Below are 16,874 nucleotides of genomic sequence, written 5' to 3'. Positions count from 1 at the left end.
CAAAATCTTTTGGATTTTGCTCTGGACAGGAAAAAGTAAATCAAAACAAAAAGATTTCGCTATGTGCGTGGCGGAAAGCAAACGCTAGTTTGACCCCGTACTGTTCATAGCTCAACCGTTGTAACAAATACTGAAAAATGCATAGATTATATTTTAACATCATAGTTTTTGGAGTAGTTTTTATGTCTTTTACAAGTTGTAACGGACAGGCGGACAAAACGCAAGACCCAAAAATAAATGCTGAAAATTATTACGAATATTACCAATCTGGAGGAACAACACCTACTACCACAAATTGGCTGAGAAGACACGAAGCTGTGCCAATAATAATTGACGAACTGGAGAAACTTGGATTTGAAACAAAACAGTACATCCTGTACGAGCTAGATGGCGGAGAACAAATAATACTTGATGTTTATAATCGTGAAAATGATTTGGGAATTGTATTCAATACTGGACATTTTGCTTTTGTAAAAAAAGACCATAGAAACATTCAAACTTATAAGCAAGATAAATTCAAAATTACTGGCAGATTAGGCAAGCGAAAAGTTCACGAAGACTTACCGAAAAACATAATTGTTTTACAAGAGAATTGGTATTGGTATCAAATCCAAAAAAGTCAAAATGATGAACTTGTCGACAAAAAGGTTGCGGAAAGTATTTTGCGGGAAGACGTTAAAAATAGCGTTGCTCAAATTGTGAACTAAAAAAAGTACTTGTTACAACAAAACCTATAAACAATACGGGTTTTGGGCATATTCGCAGGGTTTATGTATTTTTATGAAGTCCGCAAAATCTTTGGGATTTTGCTTTTTAGCGGGACAAAGAAAAAAAGAAAACCAAAAGATTTCGCTATGTGCGTGGCGGAATGCAAACGCTAGTTTGCTCCCGTACTGTTCATAGCTCAACCGTTAGCTGTAATACCTGAAAAATGCCAAAATATCTGGTCAGATTTACTACAAAAAAATACTTTCCGAATTTTGACGACCTTACCCAATACACCATTAAACTAGGAACTTTTCATCATTATCGAAACATTGAAGATAAAATCAGACAGGATAGAGAAGAGGGACAAAGAGGTTTAGACCTAATAATAAAAAAACCTTGTGATAAATTAATAAATGGAATTGAAACTGGAGAAATAATTTTCGGCCAATATGATGAAAGCCTATTAAACGACGAAGGAGAATTCATCGCAGAAACCCATATTTTGTATCACGAGCATTTGTATGAGTTTAACTCTTGGATGTTTTGCTGTTCAATTATTGAAGACCTATCGCTAATTCCAAAACTAAAAGAATACTTTGAGTGCGATTCTCACTACTTCATTAACGATTTAGATGGATTTGTGCTCGCAACTCAAAATGCTCTAGCTGCATCTCTTAAGGAAAATAGGGTGGACAAAAAAGGAAAACCATTCATTCTACATGGAAAGGAACCAAATGTATGGATTGACGGATTTAAAAATCCCGTTAAATATGGAATTAGGAATGGTTATCAAAAAGAAACCGTAGATACCCTTACGGAATTTACGAATAGTCCAAAATCTCGTGCGCTTAATATGGGCATCTGGTTTCACAAACCAAAAAGATTTGAATTTGAAAGTGAATTTAGGTTTGTACTGTACCCTACAGCGGGACGGAATGAGAAAAAAATTTTCAATATTAATGATGACTCCCGATTAATTGAATGTGATTTGACGAACTGCATCAGTACAGAACCGATTACATTTGAGAAATAAGTACTACAGCTAACAAAACCTATAAACAATACCGGCTTCGGGCTTAACTGCGAAGGTTTGCGTATTTTTATGAAGTCCGCAAAATCTTTTGGATTTTGCTTTTTAGCGGGACAAGGAAAAAAGAAAACAAAAAGATTTCGCTATGTGCGTGGCGCAAAGCAAACGCTAGTTTGCTCCCGTACTGTTCATAGCTCAAACGTTAGCTGCAAGCTGAAAAAACAAATTCAATGAAGAACCTTTGTACCCTAATTTTAGTTTTATCTATAATTATTTCCTGCATGGAACAAAAGAATCAGATAACGGAGCAATCCAAAGATTTTTCGCCCTTAAAAGATTCACTTACGGCGGATTTGAATAAAATAAAAGACAAAAAGAACATTGTCGGATTTTCTACATCAATAGTTAACGAAAACGGAATATTATACAATAAAGGATTCGGGCTTTCAAATACTGAAAACCAATCAAAGTACACAAAAAACACAATTCAGAATATAGCTTCCATTTCAAAGACCCTAATTGGCATCTCACTATTTAAAGCGCAGGAAATGGGTAAACTCAATCTTGATGACCCTGTGAATGATTACCTGCCATTTAAAGTCATTAACCCAACATATCCAGAAATTCCAATAACAATTAGGCATTTATCAACTCATACATCTACGATTATGGATTCTGACAATTTTTGGGAAAACACATATATTCTTAAGAAAACAGATCATCCTAAAAATGTTAGTGTCTTTGGGTATATGAAACGACCAGATTCCAAAATACCTTTTAGAGATTTTCTTAAGAGTCTATTGGCTGAAAAAGGACAACTTTATACGCCTGACAATTTTTCAAAAGAGAAACCGGGTCAAAAATTCAGTTATTCAAATTTAGGTGCCACACTTTGTGCTTTAGTTATAGAATCTGCAACGAAAAAATCTTACGATAAATTTACACGAGATAATATTTTAACTCCTTTAGAAATGAACAATTCAGGTTGGTCAATTAAGGCAGTAGACTCAACAAAAACTTCAAAGTTATACGGTAATTATGAAAGTGTATTGGCAGATTATTCAATTCTTACTTATCCTGATGGTGGACTTTTAACTTCAAGTAGTGACTTAAGTAAACTTCTAACCGAATTTATAAAAGGATATGCTGGGAATGGAACACTTTTGAGTAAAGAAAGTTATAAAAAACTATTTGAAAATCAGCTTTCGAAAAGTCAAATGCCTGAAGGCACAGAAGCTAATTTTGGTATATTTTTGGATTTCTCGAAAGGGTTTATGGGCGACGATTTCAGAACAATTGGACATAGTGGTGGAGACCCAGGTGTTGTTGCTGGAATGTTTTTCAATCCCAGAACTGGACTTGGTAGAATTTTAATTTTAAACACGGATTCAGATTTTGATGATGCTGTAACCCCTCAATTCAAAGAAATTTGGAGTACAATAAATAAGTACGGAAAGGAGCTGAACGGAGAAAAGCCAATTGCCAAAAATGCCTATAATTAATACGGGGTTTGGGGCTTAAAGCTAAGTTTGGGTATATTTAGCGTGTCCGCCAAATCTTTTAGATTTGGCTTTTAAATAGAAATGATAAAAACAAACAAAAAGGTTCGGCTAATCGCTTAAACGGAAACAAAAGTGCTTCTTTATTCCTATATTAATCATAGCCGAGCCGTTAGCCACAAGCTGAAGAACCAAACTTCAATAGAATATAATAAGTTATCTTTATTGATCATAATATGAATATTTATTCATATTTTTACAATGATGACTGAAAAAACAGAATACAGACTAAATCAAATTTTCAAAGCCACACTAAACCTTACAGGTAGAGTTGGTATTGCAGGGTTAAAAATGTCTGATATTGCTAAAGAAGCTAAAATAGCAAGTGGCACACTTTATATTTATTTCAAAAGTAAAGAAGAGTTGCTAAATGCACTCTATTATAAACTACAAAGAGAGAGCGCACCTGCAATCGTAGACACAATTAGCCATCTTCCTATCAATATTCAACTTTATAAAATGTGGCATATTGCGCTAAAAAGCTTAGTAGAAGATAACTTGAGAATTATTTTTTTAGAGCAATTTCTAATTTCCCCATTAATTTCAGACACTAATAAAAAATTAGATATAAAATTCAAGAATTATTTAAAAGAGTTGCTTGATAAAGGGAAAAAAGAAAATTTAATAAAAGACATTGATAGCCAAATGCTCATTTCATTAATCATTGGTTTTTTAAGGACTTATTCTACTCATTTAGTCAACGAAAAAGAGAGTATACTAACTGATGATTTAGTTGACAAATCTTTTGCTTTGTGCTGGCAAGCCATAGAAAAATAAAAAAATTTAAACTATTTATGAATAAATATTCATTTATAAAATTAAAGAAAATAGTATTATTAATCTTTTAAATATGGAAACTAAAAAAATTAGCATTAATGGAGAGCAACTTTCATATTACGACAATCAAAAAGGAAATATTGCACTCTTGTTTATTCATGGAGCGTTTATAAACAAAACGTATTGGGAAATACAATTATCCCATTTCTCTGAAAATTACAGAACATTGGCTATTGATTTACCTGGGCATGGAAAATCTTCGTTCAATCAAAAAGTATTAAATGGTCAAAGGTTTGGTAAGGACGTTAGTGAATTCATACATAGATTATCTTTAAAGAATGTAATAATTATAGGACATTCTTTTGGTTCTGACGTTATGCTTGAGACTGTAGCTCAAAACGCAAATGAAATCATAGGTATAATTGAAATAGACCATATGAAAAACATTGGAATAGAACTTCCGAAAGAGGTAGTTAATCAGCTAATTAATGGTTTAAATACAAATTTTGAATATACCTGCGAACAGTTTGCAAAACAAGCCTTACTAACCGAGGAAACGAACCATGAAATCGTATCTAAATTACTAAAAGATTATAGAAATATAAATCCTGAAATTGGAATTCCTTTGCTTGAATATGGTTTCAGTTATCACAATCGTCAACTAAAATTGCTAAAAGAATTAAAAATAAAATTACATTCAATTCATGTTAACTACTCACCTACTAACGAAGAAAATCTAAATAAACATCTCGGTGATAATTACGAATTATATAAAATAAATGGAACTTGTCATTACCCAATGCTTGAGAATCCAAGTAGGCTCAATGCTACTATTGAGAAGATTTTATCCGTAATAATTGGCGTATAATTTATTTTTAAGCGAAGTGATTAAGTATCAGGAACAATTAATACAATAGCCAGAAATAAGACCATTAAAGGATTTAGCCATATATCCTTTTGGCAACGCAATATCTATTTCATTTTCAAGACATTCTACAGTTCCGCATTGAAGACATCTGAAATGAAAATGGTTATGGTTGTGCTCTTCCTTTTTTTCACCACAATTTAGGCACAAAGCAAAGTACTGCTTTCCATCATCGCCAACAATCCGGTGAACCCAACCATCATCACAAAAACGATTGAGAACACGATAAATAGTTGCCCTATCAATATTAGAATTCAATTTTTCCTGTAGCATTTCGTGACTTAAAGCAGAATTAGAGGACGATTTTAAAATTTCCAAAATTTCTGTTTTAGATTGAGTATTTCTTCTTTTCATTTTTTAATGCGACTTTGTTGCAATAAAGCAAATTTTTATTACTTTTACAAAAAAATAATCTCATGTCTGAATGTCAAATTGATATAACCCAATTAAGTAACCCAAAGACAGGGCATCTAGATAGGGAATATATCACGTTAGTTGATAGTTCAAATATAGAAATATTGTAGGGTTACGGCATTTCTGTAGTATCTGCACTAAATGATTTGCACAACAATTTGTTATAAATACAAATGGTATCAAGAAGAAAATTTATCAAAAAAAGTGCTTTGGCATCAACTGCTATAATTACAACACCTTTATTGATGTCATTTGCTAAGTACGATATTATGAAAGACGATAAAGAATTTGAAGTTATCATTATTGGTGGGAGTTATGCAGGACTTTCGGCAGCAATGGCTTTAGGAAGGTCATTGAGAAAAACATTAGTTATAGATAGCGGGAAACCCTGTAATAGACAAACACCACAAGCACACAATTATATAACACACGATGGAAAAGTGCCAAGTGTAATCTCTCAAATTGCAAGAAAACAAGTTGAAGAATATCCAACTGTACGATTTTATTCTGGTTTAGCTACCAAAGGAAGACAAGTTGAAGATGGATTTGAAATCATAACTCAAAACAACGACAGCTTTAAAGCCAAAAAAATAATCCTTGCGACTGGAATTAAAGATATAATGCCAAGAATTAAAGGCTTTTCAGAAAGTTGGGGAATATCTATAATTCATTGTCCTTATTGCCACGGTTACGAATATCGAAATGAGAAAACAGGAATTTTTGGAAATGGCGATTATGGATTTGAGTTCTCTAAAATGATTAGCAATTGGACAGACGATTTAACGCTATTTACTAACGGAAAATCGGAATTAGATGACGAACAAACTAAAAAATTAGAACGAAATAATATCAAAATAATAGAAAAAGAAATCGCTAGTTTTGAAAACGAAGATGGTCATCTTAAAAACATCGTTTTTAGTGATGGTCAAAAACACCCAATAAAAGCGGTTTATTCACAAGTACCTTTTGTTCAACATAGTGAAATACCAAATCAATTGGGTTGTGAATTAGACGAAAATGGTTACATCAAAGTCGATATGTTCCAAAAAACAAACATAGAAGGTTTATTTGTATGTGGCGATAATACTACATTTATGCGTTCTATTGCCAATGCAGTTGCATCAGGAACTGTAGCAGGCTCAATGTCGAATAAAGAACTCATTGATGAATATTTTTGATGAAAAGCCAGTGGCTAACACTGTGTGTAAGCAATAGCGGTTTGAGTTGGTAACCAAACTGCTATTTCATTTAGTTAAAGTATATTGTAATCTGCAAAGTAGTTGCGTAAATCCCGCTGCTGCTAATACACGAACACGTTAGCTGCAAGCTGAAAAAATCATTGCTTAGAAAAATCCTCTTCGAAATTGGAAATAAAGTCATTAACGTACTTTTTGAGTTCATCGGCCTTTCGAAAGACCAAATAATGCGTTCGCTTTAAACCATTTTTACCAATTCTTTTAAAAATCAAATCATCAGAAATCTTAAAAGATTTTAATGCCCATTTGGGCATACACATTATTCCCATATTAGCATCTACCATTTCCAATGCGACCTCAGTAAGAGGTATCGCAGAAATCTTGAGTGGAGTAATTTTATTAGGTTTTAAAAGTTGCTCATATACCGAGACCGTTTCCAAAGGAAAAGAATGGATTATCAAATGTGCATTCGAAAAATCATTTGTATCCAAAAAAACCACTTTGTTCAACGGACTTTCCTTATGCATAATCGCAAAAATCTCATCTTCGTAAATTTCGATACTTGATAAAACCTCATTTGCGGGTTTTGAAGTAACTATCGCAATGTCAATCTCATTGGATAAAATCTTCGAAATTGGTTGATGTGTGGCTTCAAGAATCAAATCAACCTCTATATCTGGATACAAAAGCCCCATTTTTTGAATAAAACCAGAAAGACCCTGATAAAAACTGAAACATTCCGTGCTAACTTTAACAGTTCCGACTGAACCGCTTCGCAATTGTTCGATGTTCTCAAAACCCTTCTCGATACTTTCGAGAACAGAGTTTCCTAATTTGTAAAGTTCGCTACCTTCATCGGTCAGTTGCCATTTATTTCGTGTCCTATGAAAGACCTTGAATCCCAAACGTTCTTCCAATTCCCTTAATTGATGGCTTAGCGCAGATTGCGTCAAAAATAGTTTTTCTGCAGAATTGGCAATACTACCTTCTTCCACTATTGTTTTTATTAGCCTAAAATATTTGATTTCCATAAGAGGCAAAGCTAATAATTTGTTTAAAAGCCTTAATTGAAAAAAATTCAACCATACAATCAAAAGCATCAAGTTCAGCATTTGAAAATAGGGCTGTAGCCTAACTAATTTTGCCAAATACAAATTTTTACATTATGCAAAACCTAAGAATGAACGCTACTACCGACTTACTAAACGCAGTACAAACTTATTTCGACGCCCTTTATTTTTGCGATACTAAAAAGCTTGACCAAGTATTTCACAAAAATTCTAGCCTTTTTGATGTTGATGAAGGCAAGGTTTTTGCGGAGCCTATTGCTAGTTTTAGCAAAGATGTTGGAAAAAGGGTATCGCCATCGAGTAAAGGGCAAGAGCCCGAAGCAGAAATTTTAATGATTGATTGGTTATCAACCGCTTGCGCGACTGTAAAAATTAGAATAAGAGCGCATAACAATGTGTTTGTAGACCATCTTGGCTTTGTTAATGGAGAAGATGGATGGCAAATAGTTTCCAAAATATGGCATCTGGAAAAAGTAATACGGAATTTTGGTGCTTAGCGAAAGGTCGTTTTGTAAATCGAAGTCCACAAAGCCTTATTTGAGTATTTATGGCTAAATTTAAAAACAAAAAATAAGGATTTGATATGAGCCATTCGGAATGGCTTGGGCTAAAAATTCTTGTACTACTCAAAGCTCAACCGTTGTCACAAAGTGAGAAATGCGAACTAAAAATTCAAAAATTACGATTCATATGGTTTCCAGTCTTGATGGTTTTATAGCCAAAAAAGATGGAAGTGTTTCTTGGATGCACTCAAAAGACAATTACGAAAAAGGAGTTGAGCTCACCGAAGAATATATTTCGAAATTTCTTAAATCGATTGACTGTTACATTATGGGTTCACAAACTTATGAACGAACCATTGAACTCGGTTGGCCTTACGGAGAAGTGCCTGTTTTTGTGCTAACAAATAGAAATTTAAAATCGAACAAAAAGAGTGTTCACTTCCTTTCGGGTAAATTGACAGAAATTATTAATGATAAGCTAAAATCAAAGTTTGAGAATATGTGGATGGTTGGAGGTACAATGCTAACTAAAGAATTCCTTAAACTCGGGCTTGCTGATGAAATCAACATAACTATAATTCCCACTCTGTTAGGAGATGGGACACTCTTTTTCGACTATATCGGAAAGGAAATTCCTTTACATTTAAAAGATGTAACAGCTTTTAAAGACGGAATGGTGGAAATGGTTTATGGAATAAATAAAGAATAAAAACTTTGGTTAAAAATAACGCAAGTCATAGCTAACCTTATGGCTTGAGCATTTTTGGAAAGTTACCAATCTTTTAAATTTGACGATTTCCAAGTAAAAACAAATTGTGAAATTTAAAAATTCGACTTTATACAGAACCTGATTCGCTTTGGTGGAAGGAAAATCGAATGGCTGGTTACGAACAAATGAACGCTTTCTATATCAAAAAATTATCGGAGCGTCTATTAGAAAAAGAATTTGAGCATGTTGAATACATTCCGACAATTAATAAAGGGTACCGAGCGAATGGTGAACGACATCTTCACAGTTGGACCATTGTAGATAAAGATGGCTTGATAAACCAGATATTGACGAAATAAAACAAGATGAAAAGAATATTCATAGTAACATTTTTAGTGAGCACCTTGGCTTCATTTTCTCAGTCAGACAAAATAATTGGGGAATACTTTCTTGAACTTGGCAACGAAAAGCATCAAATTGAGTACAGGTTAAATCTCCATTCAGACGGAACATTTGAATTTCATTCGTATGTCAATAGTAAAAAAACAATGCCACCAATAGTACATAAGTACGGAAAAGGGACATGGAATCTAGATGACAAGGTCGTTACATTCGTCACGAGCAAGGAGAGAGACTTAGACGAAAAACATACCCTAGACTTTAGCGGTTCTAAAGCAAGATTCATTACAAAACCCTCTAGAGACAAGACAAAAAGGGTAATAAAGACAAGACTCAAGTTTTTCGAAAGCGAAATCTTTTGGATTGATGGGCTAGAAATTTTTAAAACTTAAAAAACAGATTGCAGTAAAACCTAAAATTCATTACTCGAACCTAGAGGCGCAGAGTCTAAAATGAAATCATAGCTAAAAGCTAACTTTGCATGCTACTGCCCCAAATGTCAAGGCATTTCAAATCTTTATTATAAAGTAAAATATATAGATGTGACAACCGTACCGACTATTCATTATAATTACGCTGATCAATTGACCAAACTAGATTTTGGTTTTGAGAACTATCTGCTAGTAGAAATGGGCACTGAAAAATTTAGAGAAACACAATAGAGACTATGGTAAATAACATAGATATTCAATTTAAAGAAAAGCAAAAATTCACACAATGGTGGATTTGGGTGATTTTAGGAATACTAGGAAGCTTAGCTATTTATGGGGTTTTTAAACAACTTTTTTTAGGTGAACAATTTGGAAACAAACCCATGTCTAATGTTGGAATTGTTATTTTTACTCTTTTTATTTTCGGTCTTATATACTTTAGTTGGTATATGACCTTAATTACAGAAATAAACGCCGTCGGAATTGAAATGCGCTTTATTCCATTCGTCAAAAAAAGTATAAGATGGAGTGAACTAAAATCTGCTAAAATTGTGAATTATGGTTTCGTAGGTTATGGAATTCGATTCGGAAGTAAATATGGAACTGTTTATAATATGAATGGAAATAGAGGGTTAGCAATTGAATTGAAAAACGGAAAAAAAATTGTAATTGGCACCCAAAAAGAAACCGAATTACTTGAGATAATTGAAAACATATCGCTTGCCCCACAAGTTGTTAGCCAAGCGGAATTTGAATAATACCACAAAAGAATACTTTATATGCCCGGAGAAACAAATATTTCTGAATTATTAAAAGGAATGAATCCTAAACTAAATAAAGGGGAATATGTGTTTTCAACCGTAAGAGACTTAAATATTATAAATCGAAATGATACCCTCTGCGAATTCAAAGAAAAAGACGGAACTACGGTAATTATCGACAGAAAAAAAGCAGATGAATTACAATTGAAATACACCTATGTAGCTTCTTGGATAACTCTAATGATTCACTCCTCTTTAGAAGCAGTTGGATTAACCGCACAATTTTCAACTGAGTTGGCAAAAAATTACATCAGTTGCAATATTATCGCAGGATACTACCACGATCACATCTTTGTAGACAAAAAGGATGCTGATAAAGCAATTCAAGTTTTGAAAGAGTTAGCAAAGAAACACAGTTAAAATCAGCTCTTAACATCACCTAGTTTTAACGATCAAGAATCTCCTGAATATTTGGTTTAAAATAAGAAGGGCCTTTCAACACCTTACCATCTTCACGATAAATGGGCTTACCATCAGCACCAAGCTTACTCATATTACTGCGTTGTATTTCATTGAAAACTTCCTCAATTTTATACTGCATACCATGCTCAAGAATGGTACCACATAAAATATAAAGCATATCACCTAGGGCATCGGCAACCTCAACGAGGTCATTGTTTTGAGCAGCTTCAAAATACTCCTTGTTTTCTTCATCCATTAAGTTAAAACGCAAAAGGTTTTTGCTTTCTCCTAAATCTGCTCTCATAACCTCTGAAACTCCTAATCCGAAAGAATTATGAAATTGTTCTACTGCACTAATCTTATCTTGCATTGCTTATTGTTTTTACGTTAACTTTGCGTAAAAATATAAAATATGTTCAGCTCTGGACAATTAATTTTTGCGGGTCTTTTTGTAGTTGTTTTTGCTGTGGCAATTACACTTTCTTATAAAAAAGACAAAAATTTACATCTTAAAAATTATAAAGGTGTTAAGTGGGTAGCCCTAGCATTCTTGATTTTTATAGTACTTCTATTTATTATTAAATTTTTCATTAAAAATTAACGTTTTTTTTAAGCATACGATAAAACTTACATTTTCGTCGACTATTTCATCTTTTTGCTCGTATAATATACCAAACAACGTAATTTTGCGTTATTCATCCATAAGGGGCAACAAATGACAACTTTTTTTACCATTCTTTTTATCATTCTCGGAGTAAACTTGGTTATGATGTTCTTCAACTTAAGTGGAACAAACCAAAAGGCGAAGAAATCTTCATCAAGCGTTTCTGACGCAACGATCTCCAAGATTCATCCTATAGATTTAATTTCTTCGAAGTACAAGAAAGCAGTATAGTTTTATACCTTTGGGTATGAAGCAACTATTACTTGTTTTTTTTGGTGGAGGTATCGGAAGTATTCTACGCTATTTAATCTCCAAAAATTTCAATTCTTATTTTTCACATTTCTATTTAGGAACCTTTTTAGTTAATATAATCGGTTGCTTATTAATAGGTATCATTTTAGGTTTTTCATTAAAAAGCAACTACCTCACCCAAAATCAAACCTTATTATTATCTACAGGTTTCTGTGGAGGGTTCACTACATTTTCAACTTTTGCTTTTGAAAAGCATTCCCTACTTAAAGCAGGTGAACTTATGCATTTTTCAATTTATACTATCGCTAGTATTGTAATTGGTGTGGTTGCCATTGCAATAGGTCTTTGGATTTCTAAATTATTCTAAAGGTACTATCACAAACTATATTTACTTTTCAAAAACTACATTCTTAGTGGTTTCTTGTACCATACCTATTCTTCATTTGATTTTTTAAAACTCCTTTCCTAAAAAGTAAAATTGCACATTTTTTTATCACTAAATAATGATACCCTCAAATTAAAGAGGGTAATTTTATCATTTAAATAAAAATTCAATCATACCCCCTGTATTTTTAGGGGTGAATATTTATTTAATATACATTTGGCGCAGATTAAATGAAAAATTCAAGTTAAAGACTTAAAGAAACCTTACTCTAGTCTTTACAAACATTAAAAAAACAACCAATGAAACAAGTCGAAGCAATTATTCGAAAATCAAAATTCGATGAGGTTAAAAAAGCCTTGCACAGCATCGAAGTAAATTTCTTTAGCTACTGGGATGTAACTGGAGTTGGCAATGAAAAACAAGGTCATGTATACCGCGGCATTTCTTACAGCACAACAGACATTCAGAGAAGATACCTCTCTATAGTAGTATCAGACGAATTTTTAGAAAAAACTGTCAATTGCATTTTAGAATCAGCATACACAGGTAATGTAGGCGATGGTAAAATTTTCGTCTCAGAGGTGAAAGAAGCCTATAGAATACGAACAAAGGAAAGCGGTCACGCAGGAATCAACTAAACACAACCCACTAAACTTTTATTAAATGGACGCAGGATTATTTACAGCTAACAACGTATGGATGATGATATGTACCGCTTTGGTATTCTTTATGCATACAGGTTTTGCTTTTTTGGAAATTGGATTAACAAGATCAAAAAATACGACTAACATATTATTTAAAAACATATTTATAATTACTGTAGGATTACTTCTTTACTATGCATGGGGTTTTAATATGATGTACCCAGGTTTTGAAGAAGGCTCTTCAGGAATTTTTAGTTTTGCTGGCTTCGGAATTGGAGCGCCTGAAAACGGAATGACCCCTGAATATGCAGATGGCGGTTACACTTGGTGGACAGATTTCTTATTTCAGGGAATGTTCGCAGCAACAGCAGCTACCATTGTTTCGGGTGCAGTTGCCGAGCGTATGAAAATTGGTGCCTTTATGATATTTACCGTGCTTTATGTAGGCTTTGTTTATCCTATAGTAGGAGCTTGGAAATGGGGCGGTGGTTTCTTAGACTCTTGGGGGTTCTATGATTTCGCAGGTTCAACCTTGGTTCACTCCGTTGGTGGATGGGCAGCTTTAGTAGCCATTTATTTCTTAGGGTCTAGAATCGGTAAGTTCGGCGAAGATGGTAAACCTAAAGCAATACCAGGTCACAGTATTCCACTGGCAACGGCGGGTGTATTAATATTATGGTTAGGATGGTTTGGTTTTAACGGAGGCTCTGTATTATCTGCGGACCCAGCATTAACTTCTTTAGTACTAGTTACTACATGTCTTTCGGCTGCGGCAGGTGGTGTAGCAGCTATGATTTTATCTTTTGTTCTTTACAAAAATCTAGACCTAACTATGTTCTTAAATGGAATTTTAGGAGGATTGGTTGGAATAACTGCTGGTGCCGATTTAATGTCGCCGAATGAAGCCATAATCATAGGTTTAATATCAGGTATTATTATCGTTTTAGGAGTTGCATTAGTAGACAAATTAAAACTCGATGATCCCGTTGGTGCGGTGGCCGTTCACCTTATCTGTGGTATCTGGGGAACATTAGTCGTAGGTATTTTTGGCTCTATGGCTAGCGGAAGTCAGTTTATGACACAATTATATGGAGTACTAATCGTAGGTGCTTTTTGCATCGTCACTTCGGCGATTATCATTGGAGGTTTAAAGGCCATCACTGGAATTCGAGTCTCAAAAGAAGAAGAAATCGAAGGGCTTGATCTTCACGAGCATGGTATGGACGCCTACCCTGACTTTATGAATGACTAATTCGAACAAAAACAAACGGAGCGTTTTGCAGAACGCTCCGTTACATAATCTTTTCACAATTTATTGATCAAAAATCAAGTCCCGCGCTGGGAAACTTAAAATTTAAACCTATGAACATGATTACAAAAACAAATTTCGTAAAAAATATATTTCTAACAACACTAATGCTTTTTGCCGCAATAAGCACATTCGCTCAAGAGGAAGAAACTGAAGAGATATCAAAACCAAAATTTACCCTTAGTGGTAGTGTGGATGGTTATTACAGAACCAATTTCTCAGATTCTCCCACATTTGATGCTGACGGTAACTTACTGACGAGCACACCAGATCCGGGAACAGCATTTGCAAATCAAACTGGTTTTGCCGTCGGAATGGGTAATTTAATTGCTAGCTACGAGGGCAGCAAAGTTGGGGCTGTTCTTGATTTAGTTGTAGGACCAAGGGGTGCTGGCGCAACTTTCAATACAGATATAGTTGACGGTATTGTTAATCAAGCTTATGTATACTGGAATGTATCCGAGAGTACTACGTTAACCCTTGGGCGTTTCAATACATTCTTAGGATATGAAGTAATTGCGCCACAAGCCAACTTTAATTATAGTACTTCTTATCTATTTTCAAACGGACCATTCTCGCATGTGGGCCTTAAAGCAGATTTTGCTTTATCTGAGGATTTTAGTTTAATGTTGGCAGTTATGAACCCTTGGGATACCAATGACATTACCACAACTGGCGAGTATTCTTTTGGTGCACAATTAGGTTTCTATGGACAATATTTAAACTTCTACTATGACAGTGGTGAAAATGGCGGTCTAGGTACAGAAATTGACTTTACAGGAGGTTTCGATTTATCGGATAAATTTTTCCTTGGAATAAATGCTGCGTACGATACAAATGGTGCTGCTGACTCAGGTTTCTATGGTGCTGCCCTTTACCCACAACTTACTACTTCTGATAGTTTCGCCATTGGTTTAAGAGCTGAGTATTTTCAGGTAACAGATGGAAGTGAAGCCATTGGAGATGCTGCAACCGCTTTTACGCTTACAGGCAGTTATACAGTAGAAAATTTAATCATTAAGCCAGAATTTAGACTAGATAGCTTAACCGGTGGTTTTCTTGATAGTGACGGTGCTTCTTCAGACAGTTTATCGTCATTTGCTCTAGCCGCGATTTACGCATTCTAAGTGAAAACAATTCTAACGTTGGTTGTTTAAGTTGAGTTGTTAAACCCAGCCCTTTGGCTGGGTTTTTTGTTTCTAATCTTTATCAAAAGCCTTGACTCCTGCCATTACTTTTGTATTCAAGTGATTAACTGATGGCACTAAAGGACAAGAATACTTTTTATTATAGGCACAATACGGATTATAGGCACGATTAAAATCGATAGTAATTTCATCTGTTTTTGGAATTCTTAAATCAATATAACGACCACCTCCATAAGTTTCTTCGCCGTTTGTTAAATCGGTAAATGGTAAGAAAAGATAATCTACATATTCCTCCTTCAACATTAATTCTTTATTCTGATAAATTTCCAATTGTCTTGCTACTCCATTTATGGTAAAATATGCTATTCCATAAACAACTTCTTCAGATTTTCGATCCGTTGTGGTTGGCATCATAAACGGGATTGCTTCAGGAGTAAGAACTAATTTTGCCTTTACTATATAGTTAGTATCGGGAGCGAAAAAATCTAAAGACTCAAAGTCTTTTCGAAATTTATCTGGTAAAGGGGAAGTCTCAGGGTTTTTAAACTCTTCATTCAATTCCCTTTGGAATTTCAAAATGTCAGAAATAGCATCGTTAGAAACAGAGGTTATTTCTTGCTCAGCAAGATCATGGTACTTCTTTTTTTCTTTGCACCCAAAAAATACTATTCCACAAAGGGCCAAGACTAAGACACTATTCTTCATTACTTCATTTTGAGGTAAAAATACGATTTATACAATTTCCCGCTTTCTTGTTTGTGTTGTACTTTGCAGAAGAAAATTTAATCTCATGAAAAAACTGCTCGCCATACTATCAATTCCTTTCTTATTAATTTCCTGCATGGAGATTAAAAAAGAAAACGAAAGCACATCCGAAGAAAGATTTATTCCAGAGATAAAAACAGACAGATACAATGTCGCTTTTCTCATTATGGACGGTACTTTCAACACAGAATTCACAGCCCCTTTTGATATATTTCAACATACTCAGTATCGAGAAAATATTAAGGCCATGAATACCTTCACCGTAGCCAACACATTAGAACCCATAACCACTTTTGAAGGGGTTCGTATTCTTCCTGATTTCGACTATACCAAAGATGCCATTCCCAATATTGATATTTTAGTTGTACCAAGTGCAGAACATCATTTAGACAGTGATTTGAGAGACTCTGCAATGATCAACTTCGTTAAAAAAGTTGATGAAAAGGCATTATTCATGACAAGTCATTGTGATGGTGCTTTTGTTTTGGCAAAGGCAGGAGTCTTAAATGATGTAGTTTCTACGACCTTCCCCAGCGATGTTGAAGCTTATAAAAAAATGTTTCCAGATTTGCAGGTAAAAGATAGCGTGCTTTTTGTTCATGATGAGAAATATATCACCTCAGCGGGCGGCGCCAAAAGTTTTGAAGCAGCACTCTATTTGTGTGAATTGCTCTATGGGAAAGAAATTGCTAAATCTTTAGCGGGAGGCCTAGTAATCGATTGGAATTTAGAGCAAGTACCAAGGCTGATTGTAAAACCTTAA

Annotated in this window: 22 protein-coding genes; 18 read left to right on the top strand and 4 right to left on the bottom strand. The window is 34.2% G+C overall.

The annotated features are described in order from the left end of the window. Window positions 1-137 precede the first annotated feature (137 nt). The 5 genes from ACKWCD_RS13410 to ACKWCD_RS13390 all read left to right on the top strand — a co-directional run bounded on the left by ACKWCD_RS13410 (window position 138) and on the right by ACKWCD_RS13390 (window position 4,942). Window positions 138-707, top strand: a complete 570-nt coding sequence (locus tag ACKWCD_RS13410) for a hypothetical protein (RefSeq protein ID WP_413984471.1) — start codon at window positions 138-140, stop codon at window positions 705-707. 224 nt (window positions 708-931) lie between these two features. Further along, a complete protein-coding gene (locus ACKWCD_RS13405) occupies window positions 932-1,741 on the top strand; it encodes a hypothetical protein (protein ID WP_413984470.1) in 810 nt (269 codons plus the stop codon). A gap of 278 nt (window positions 1,742-2,019) precedes the next feature. Next, window positions 2,020-3,240: a serine hydrolase domain-containing protein gene (locus ACKWCD_RS13400; protein WP_413984469.1), complete on the top strand. Its 1,221-nt coding sequence runs from the start codon at window positions 2,020-2,022 to the stop codon at window positions 3,238-3,240. A 258-nt stretch (window positions 3,241-3,498) separates the two neighbouring features. Next, entirely contained in the window at window positions 3,499-4,074 is a 576-nt protein-coding gene (locus tag ACKWCD_RS13395) for a TetR/AcrR family transcriptional regulator (protein WP_413984468.1), read from the top strand. A 73-nt stretch (window positions 4,075-4,147) separates the two neighbouring features. Next, entirely contained in the window at window positions 4,148-4,942 is a 795-nt protein-coding gene (locus ACKWCD_RS13390) for an alpha/beta fold hydrolase (RefSeq protein ID WP_413984467.1), read from the top strand. A gap of 27 nt (window positions 4,943-4,969) precedes the next feature. On the opposite strand, the gene ACKWCD_RS13385 is transcribed toward ACKWCD_RS13390, so the two are convergent. After that, the gene (locus ACKWCD_RS13385) at window positions 4,970-5,353 is read right to left on the bottom strand and encodes a Fur family transcriptional regulator (protein ID WP_413984466.1); all 384 of its coding nucleotides are present in this window, start codon (window positions 5,351-5,353) and stop codon (window positions 4,970-4,972) included. A 329-nt stretch (window positions 5,354-5,682) separates the two neighbouring features. On the opposite strand from ACKWCD_RS13385, the gene ACKWCD_RS13380 reads away from it, so the two are divergent. Next, entirely contained in the window at window positions 5,683-6,591 is a 909-nt protein-coding gene (locus ACKWCD_RS13380; protein WP_413984477.1) for an NAD(P)/FAD-dependent oxidoreductase, read from the top strand. A 158-nt stretch (window positions 6,592-6,749) separates the two neighbouring features. Here the strand turns inward: ACKWCD_RS13380 and ACKWCD_RS13375 are convergent, their stop codons facing one another. Further along, entirely contained in the window at window positions 6,750-7,640 is an 891-nt protein-coding gene (locus ACKWCD_RS13375; protein ID WP_413984465.1) for a LysR family transcriptional regulator, read from the bottom strand. A gap of 134 nt (window positions 7,641-7,774) precedes the next feature. On the opposite strand from ACKWCD_RS13375, the gene ACKWCD_RS13370 reads away from it, so the two are divergent. From ACKWCD_RS13370 to ACKWCD_RS13345, 6 genes are all read left to right on the top strand, one after another. Continuing rightward, entirely contained in the window at window positions 7,775-8,176 is a 402-nt protein-coding gene (locus ACKWCD_RS13370) for a nuclear transport factor 2 family protein (protein ID WP_413984464.1), read from the top strand. A gap of 160 nt (window positions 8,177-8,336) precedes the next feature. Then, complete coding sequence (locus tag ACKWCD_RS13365; protein ID WP_413984463.1) at window positions 8,337-8,891, top strand: dihydrofolate reductase family protein; 555 nt, start codon at window positions 8,337-8,339, stop codon at window positions 8,889-8,891. Between the two features lie 167 nt (window positions 8,892-9,058). Then, window positions 9,059-9,250: a hypothetical protein gene (locus tag ACKWCD_RS13360; RefSeq protein WP_413984462.1), complete on the top strand. Its 192-nt coding sequence runs from the start codon at window positions 9,059-9,061 to the stop codon at window positions 9,248-9,250. Between the two features lie 6 nt (window positions 9,251-9,256). Next, window positions 9,257-9,682, top strand: coding sequence for a hypothetical protein (locus ACKWCD_RS13355; protein WP_413984461.1), 426 nt, complete (start codon window positions 9,257-9,259; stop codon window positions 9,680-9,682). 275 nt (window positions 9,683-9,957) lie between these two features. Then, complete coding sequence (locus ACKWCD_RS13350) at window positions 9,958-10,479, top strand: hypothetical protein (RefSeq protein WP_413984460.1); 522 nt, start codon at window positions 9,958-9,960, stop codon at window positions 10,477-10,479. A gap of 21 nt (window positions 10,480-10,500) precedes the next feature. Beyond that, on the top strand, window positions 10,501-10,902 hold the full coding sequence (locus ACKWCD_RS13345; RefSeq protein ID WP_413984459.1) for an ACT domain-containing protein: 402 nt from the start codon (window positions 10,501-10,503) through the stop codon (window positions 10,900-10,902). 25 nt (window positions 10,903-10,927) lie between these two features. Here ACKWCD_RS13345 and ACKWCD_RS13340 read toward each other — a convergent pair whose 3' ends face one another. Further along, entirely contained in the window at window positions 10,928-11,314 is a 387-nt protein-coding gene (locus ACKWCD_RS13340) for a pyrophosphohydrolase domain-containing protein (protein WP_413984458.1), read from the bottom strand. A gap of 345 nt (window positions 11,315-11,659) precedes the next feature. Between ACKWCD_RS13340 and ACKWCD_RS13335 the strand changes: the two genes are divergently transcribed. From ACKWCD_RS13335 to ACKWCD_RS13315, 5 genes are all read left to right on the top strand, one after another. Beyond that, on the top strand, window positions 11,660-11,839 hold the full coding sequence (locus ACKWCD_RS13335; RefSeq protein ID WP_413984457.1) for a hypothetical protein: 180 nt from the start codon (window positions 11,660-11,662) through the stop codon (window positions 11,837-11,839). A gap of 16 nt (window positions 11,840-11,855) precedes the next feature. After that, window positions 11,856-12,227 carry a fluoride efflux transporter CrcB gene (crcB, locus tag ACKWCD_RS13330; RefSeq protein ID WP_413984456.1) on the top strand — a complete coding sequence of 124 codons (372 nt, stop codon included), beginning with the start codon at window positions 11,856-11,858 and terminating at the stop codon, window positions 12,225-12,227. A gap of 317 nt (window positions 12,228-12,544) precedes the next feature. Then, a complete protein-coding gene (locus ACKWCD_RS13325; RefSeq protein ID WP_413984455.1) occupies window positions 12,545-12,883 on the top strand; it encodes a P-II family nitrogen regulator in 339 nt (112 codons plus the stop codon). Between the two features lie 25 nt (window positions 12,884-12,908). Beyond that, complete coding sequence (locus ACKWCD_RS13320; protein ID WP_413984454.1) at window positions 12,909-14,141, top strand: ammonium transporter; 1,233 nt, start codon at window positions 12,909-12,911, stop codon at window positions 14,139-14,141. Window positions 14,142-14,251: 110 nt separating this feature from the next. Then, window positions 14,252-15,325 (top strand): outer membrane beta-barrel protein, encoded by a 1,074-nt coding sequence (locus ACKWCD_RS13315; protein ID WP_413984453.1) that lies wholly within the window; start codon window positions 14,252-14,254, stop codon window positions 15,323-15,325. Between the two features lie 72 nt (window positions 15,326-15,397). Here ACKWCD_RS13315 and ACKWCD_RS13310 read toward each other — a convergent pair whose 3' ends face one another. Further along, window positions 15,398-16,051, bottom strand: a complete 654-nt coding sequence (locus ACKWCD_RS13310) for a DUF1684 domain-containing protein (RefSeq protein ID WP_413984452.1) — start codon at window positions 16,049-16,051, stop codon at window positions 15,398-15,400. 85 nt (window positions 16,052-16,136) lie between these two features. Here ACKWCD_RS13310 and ACKWCD_RS13305 point away from each other — a divergent pair, with 85 nt between their 5' ends. Then, entirely contained in the window at window positions 16,137-16,874 is a 738-nt protein-coding gene (locus ACKWCD_RS13305; RefSeq protein ID WP_413984451.1) for a DJ-1/PfpI family protein, read from the top strand.

Origin of the sequence: Maribacter taeanensis (assembly GCF_047345145.1) — a bacterium.
GTDB lineage: Bacteria > Bacteroidota > Bacteroidia > Flavobacteriales > Flavobacteriaceae > Maribacter_C.
Note: the sequence above shows the minus strand (reverse complement) of the source record. Positions and strands in the feature narration are given on the sequence as shown.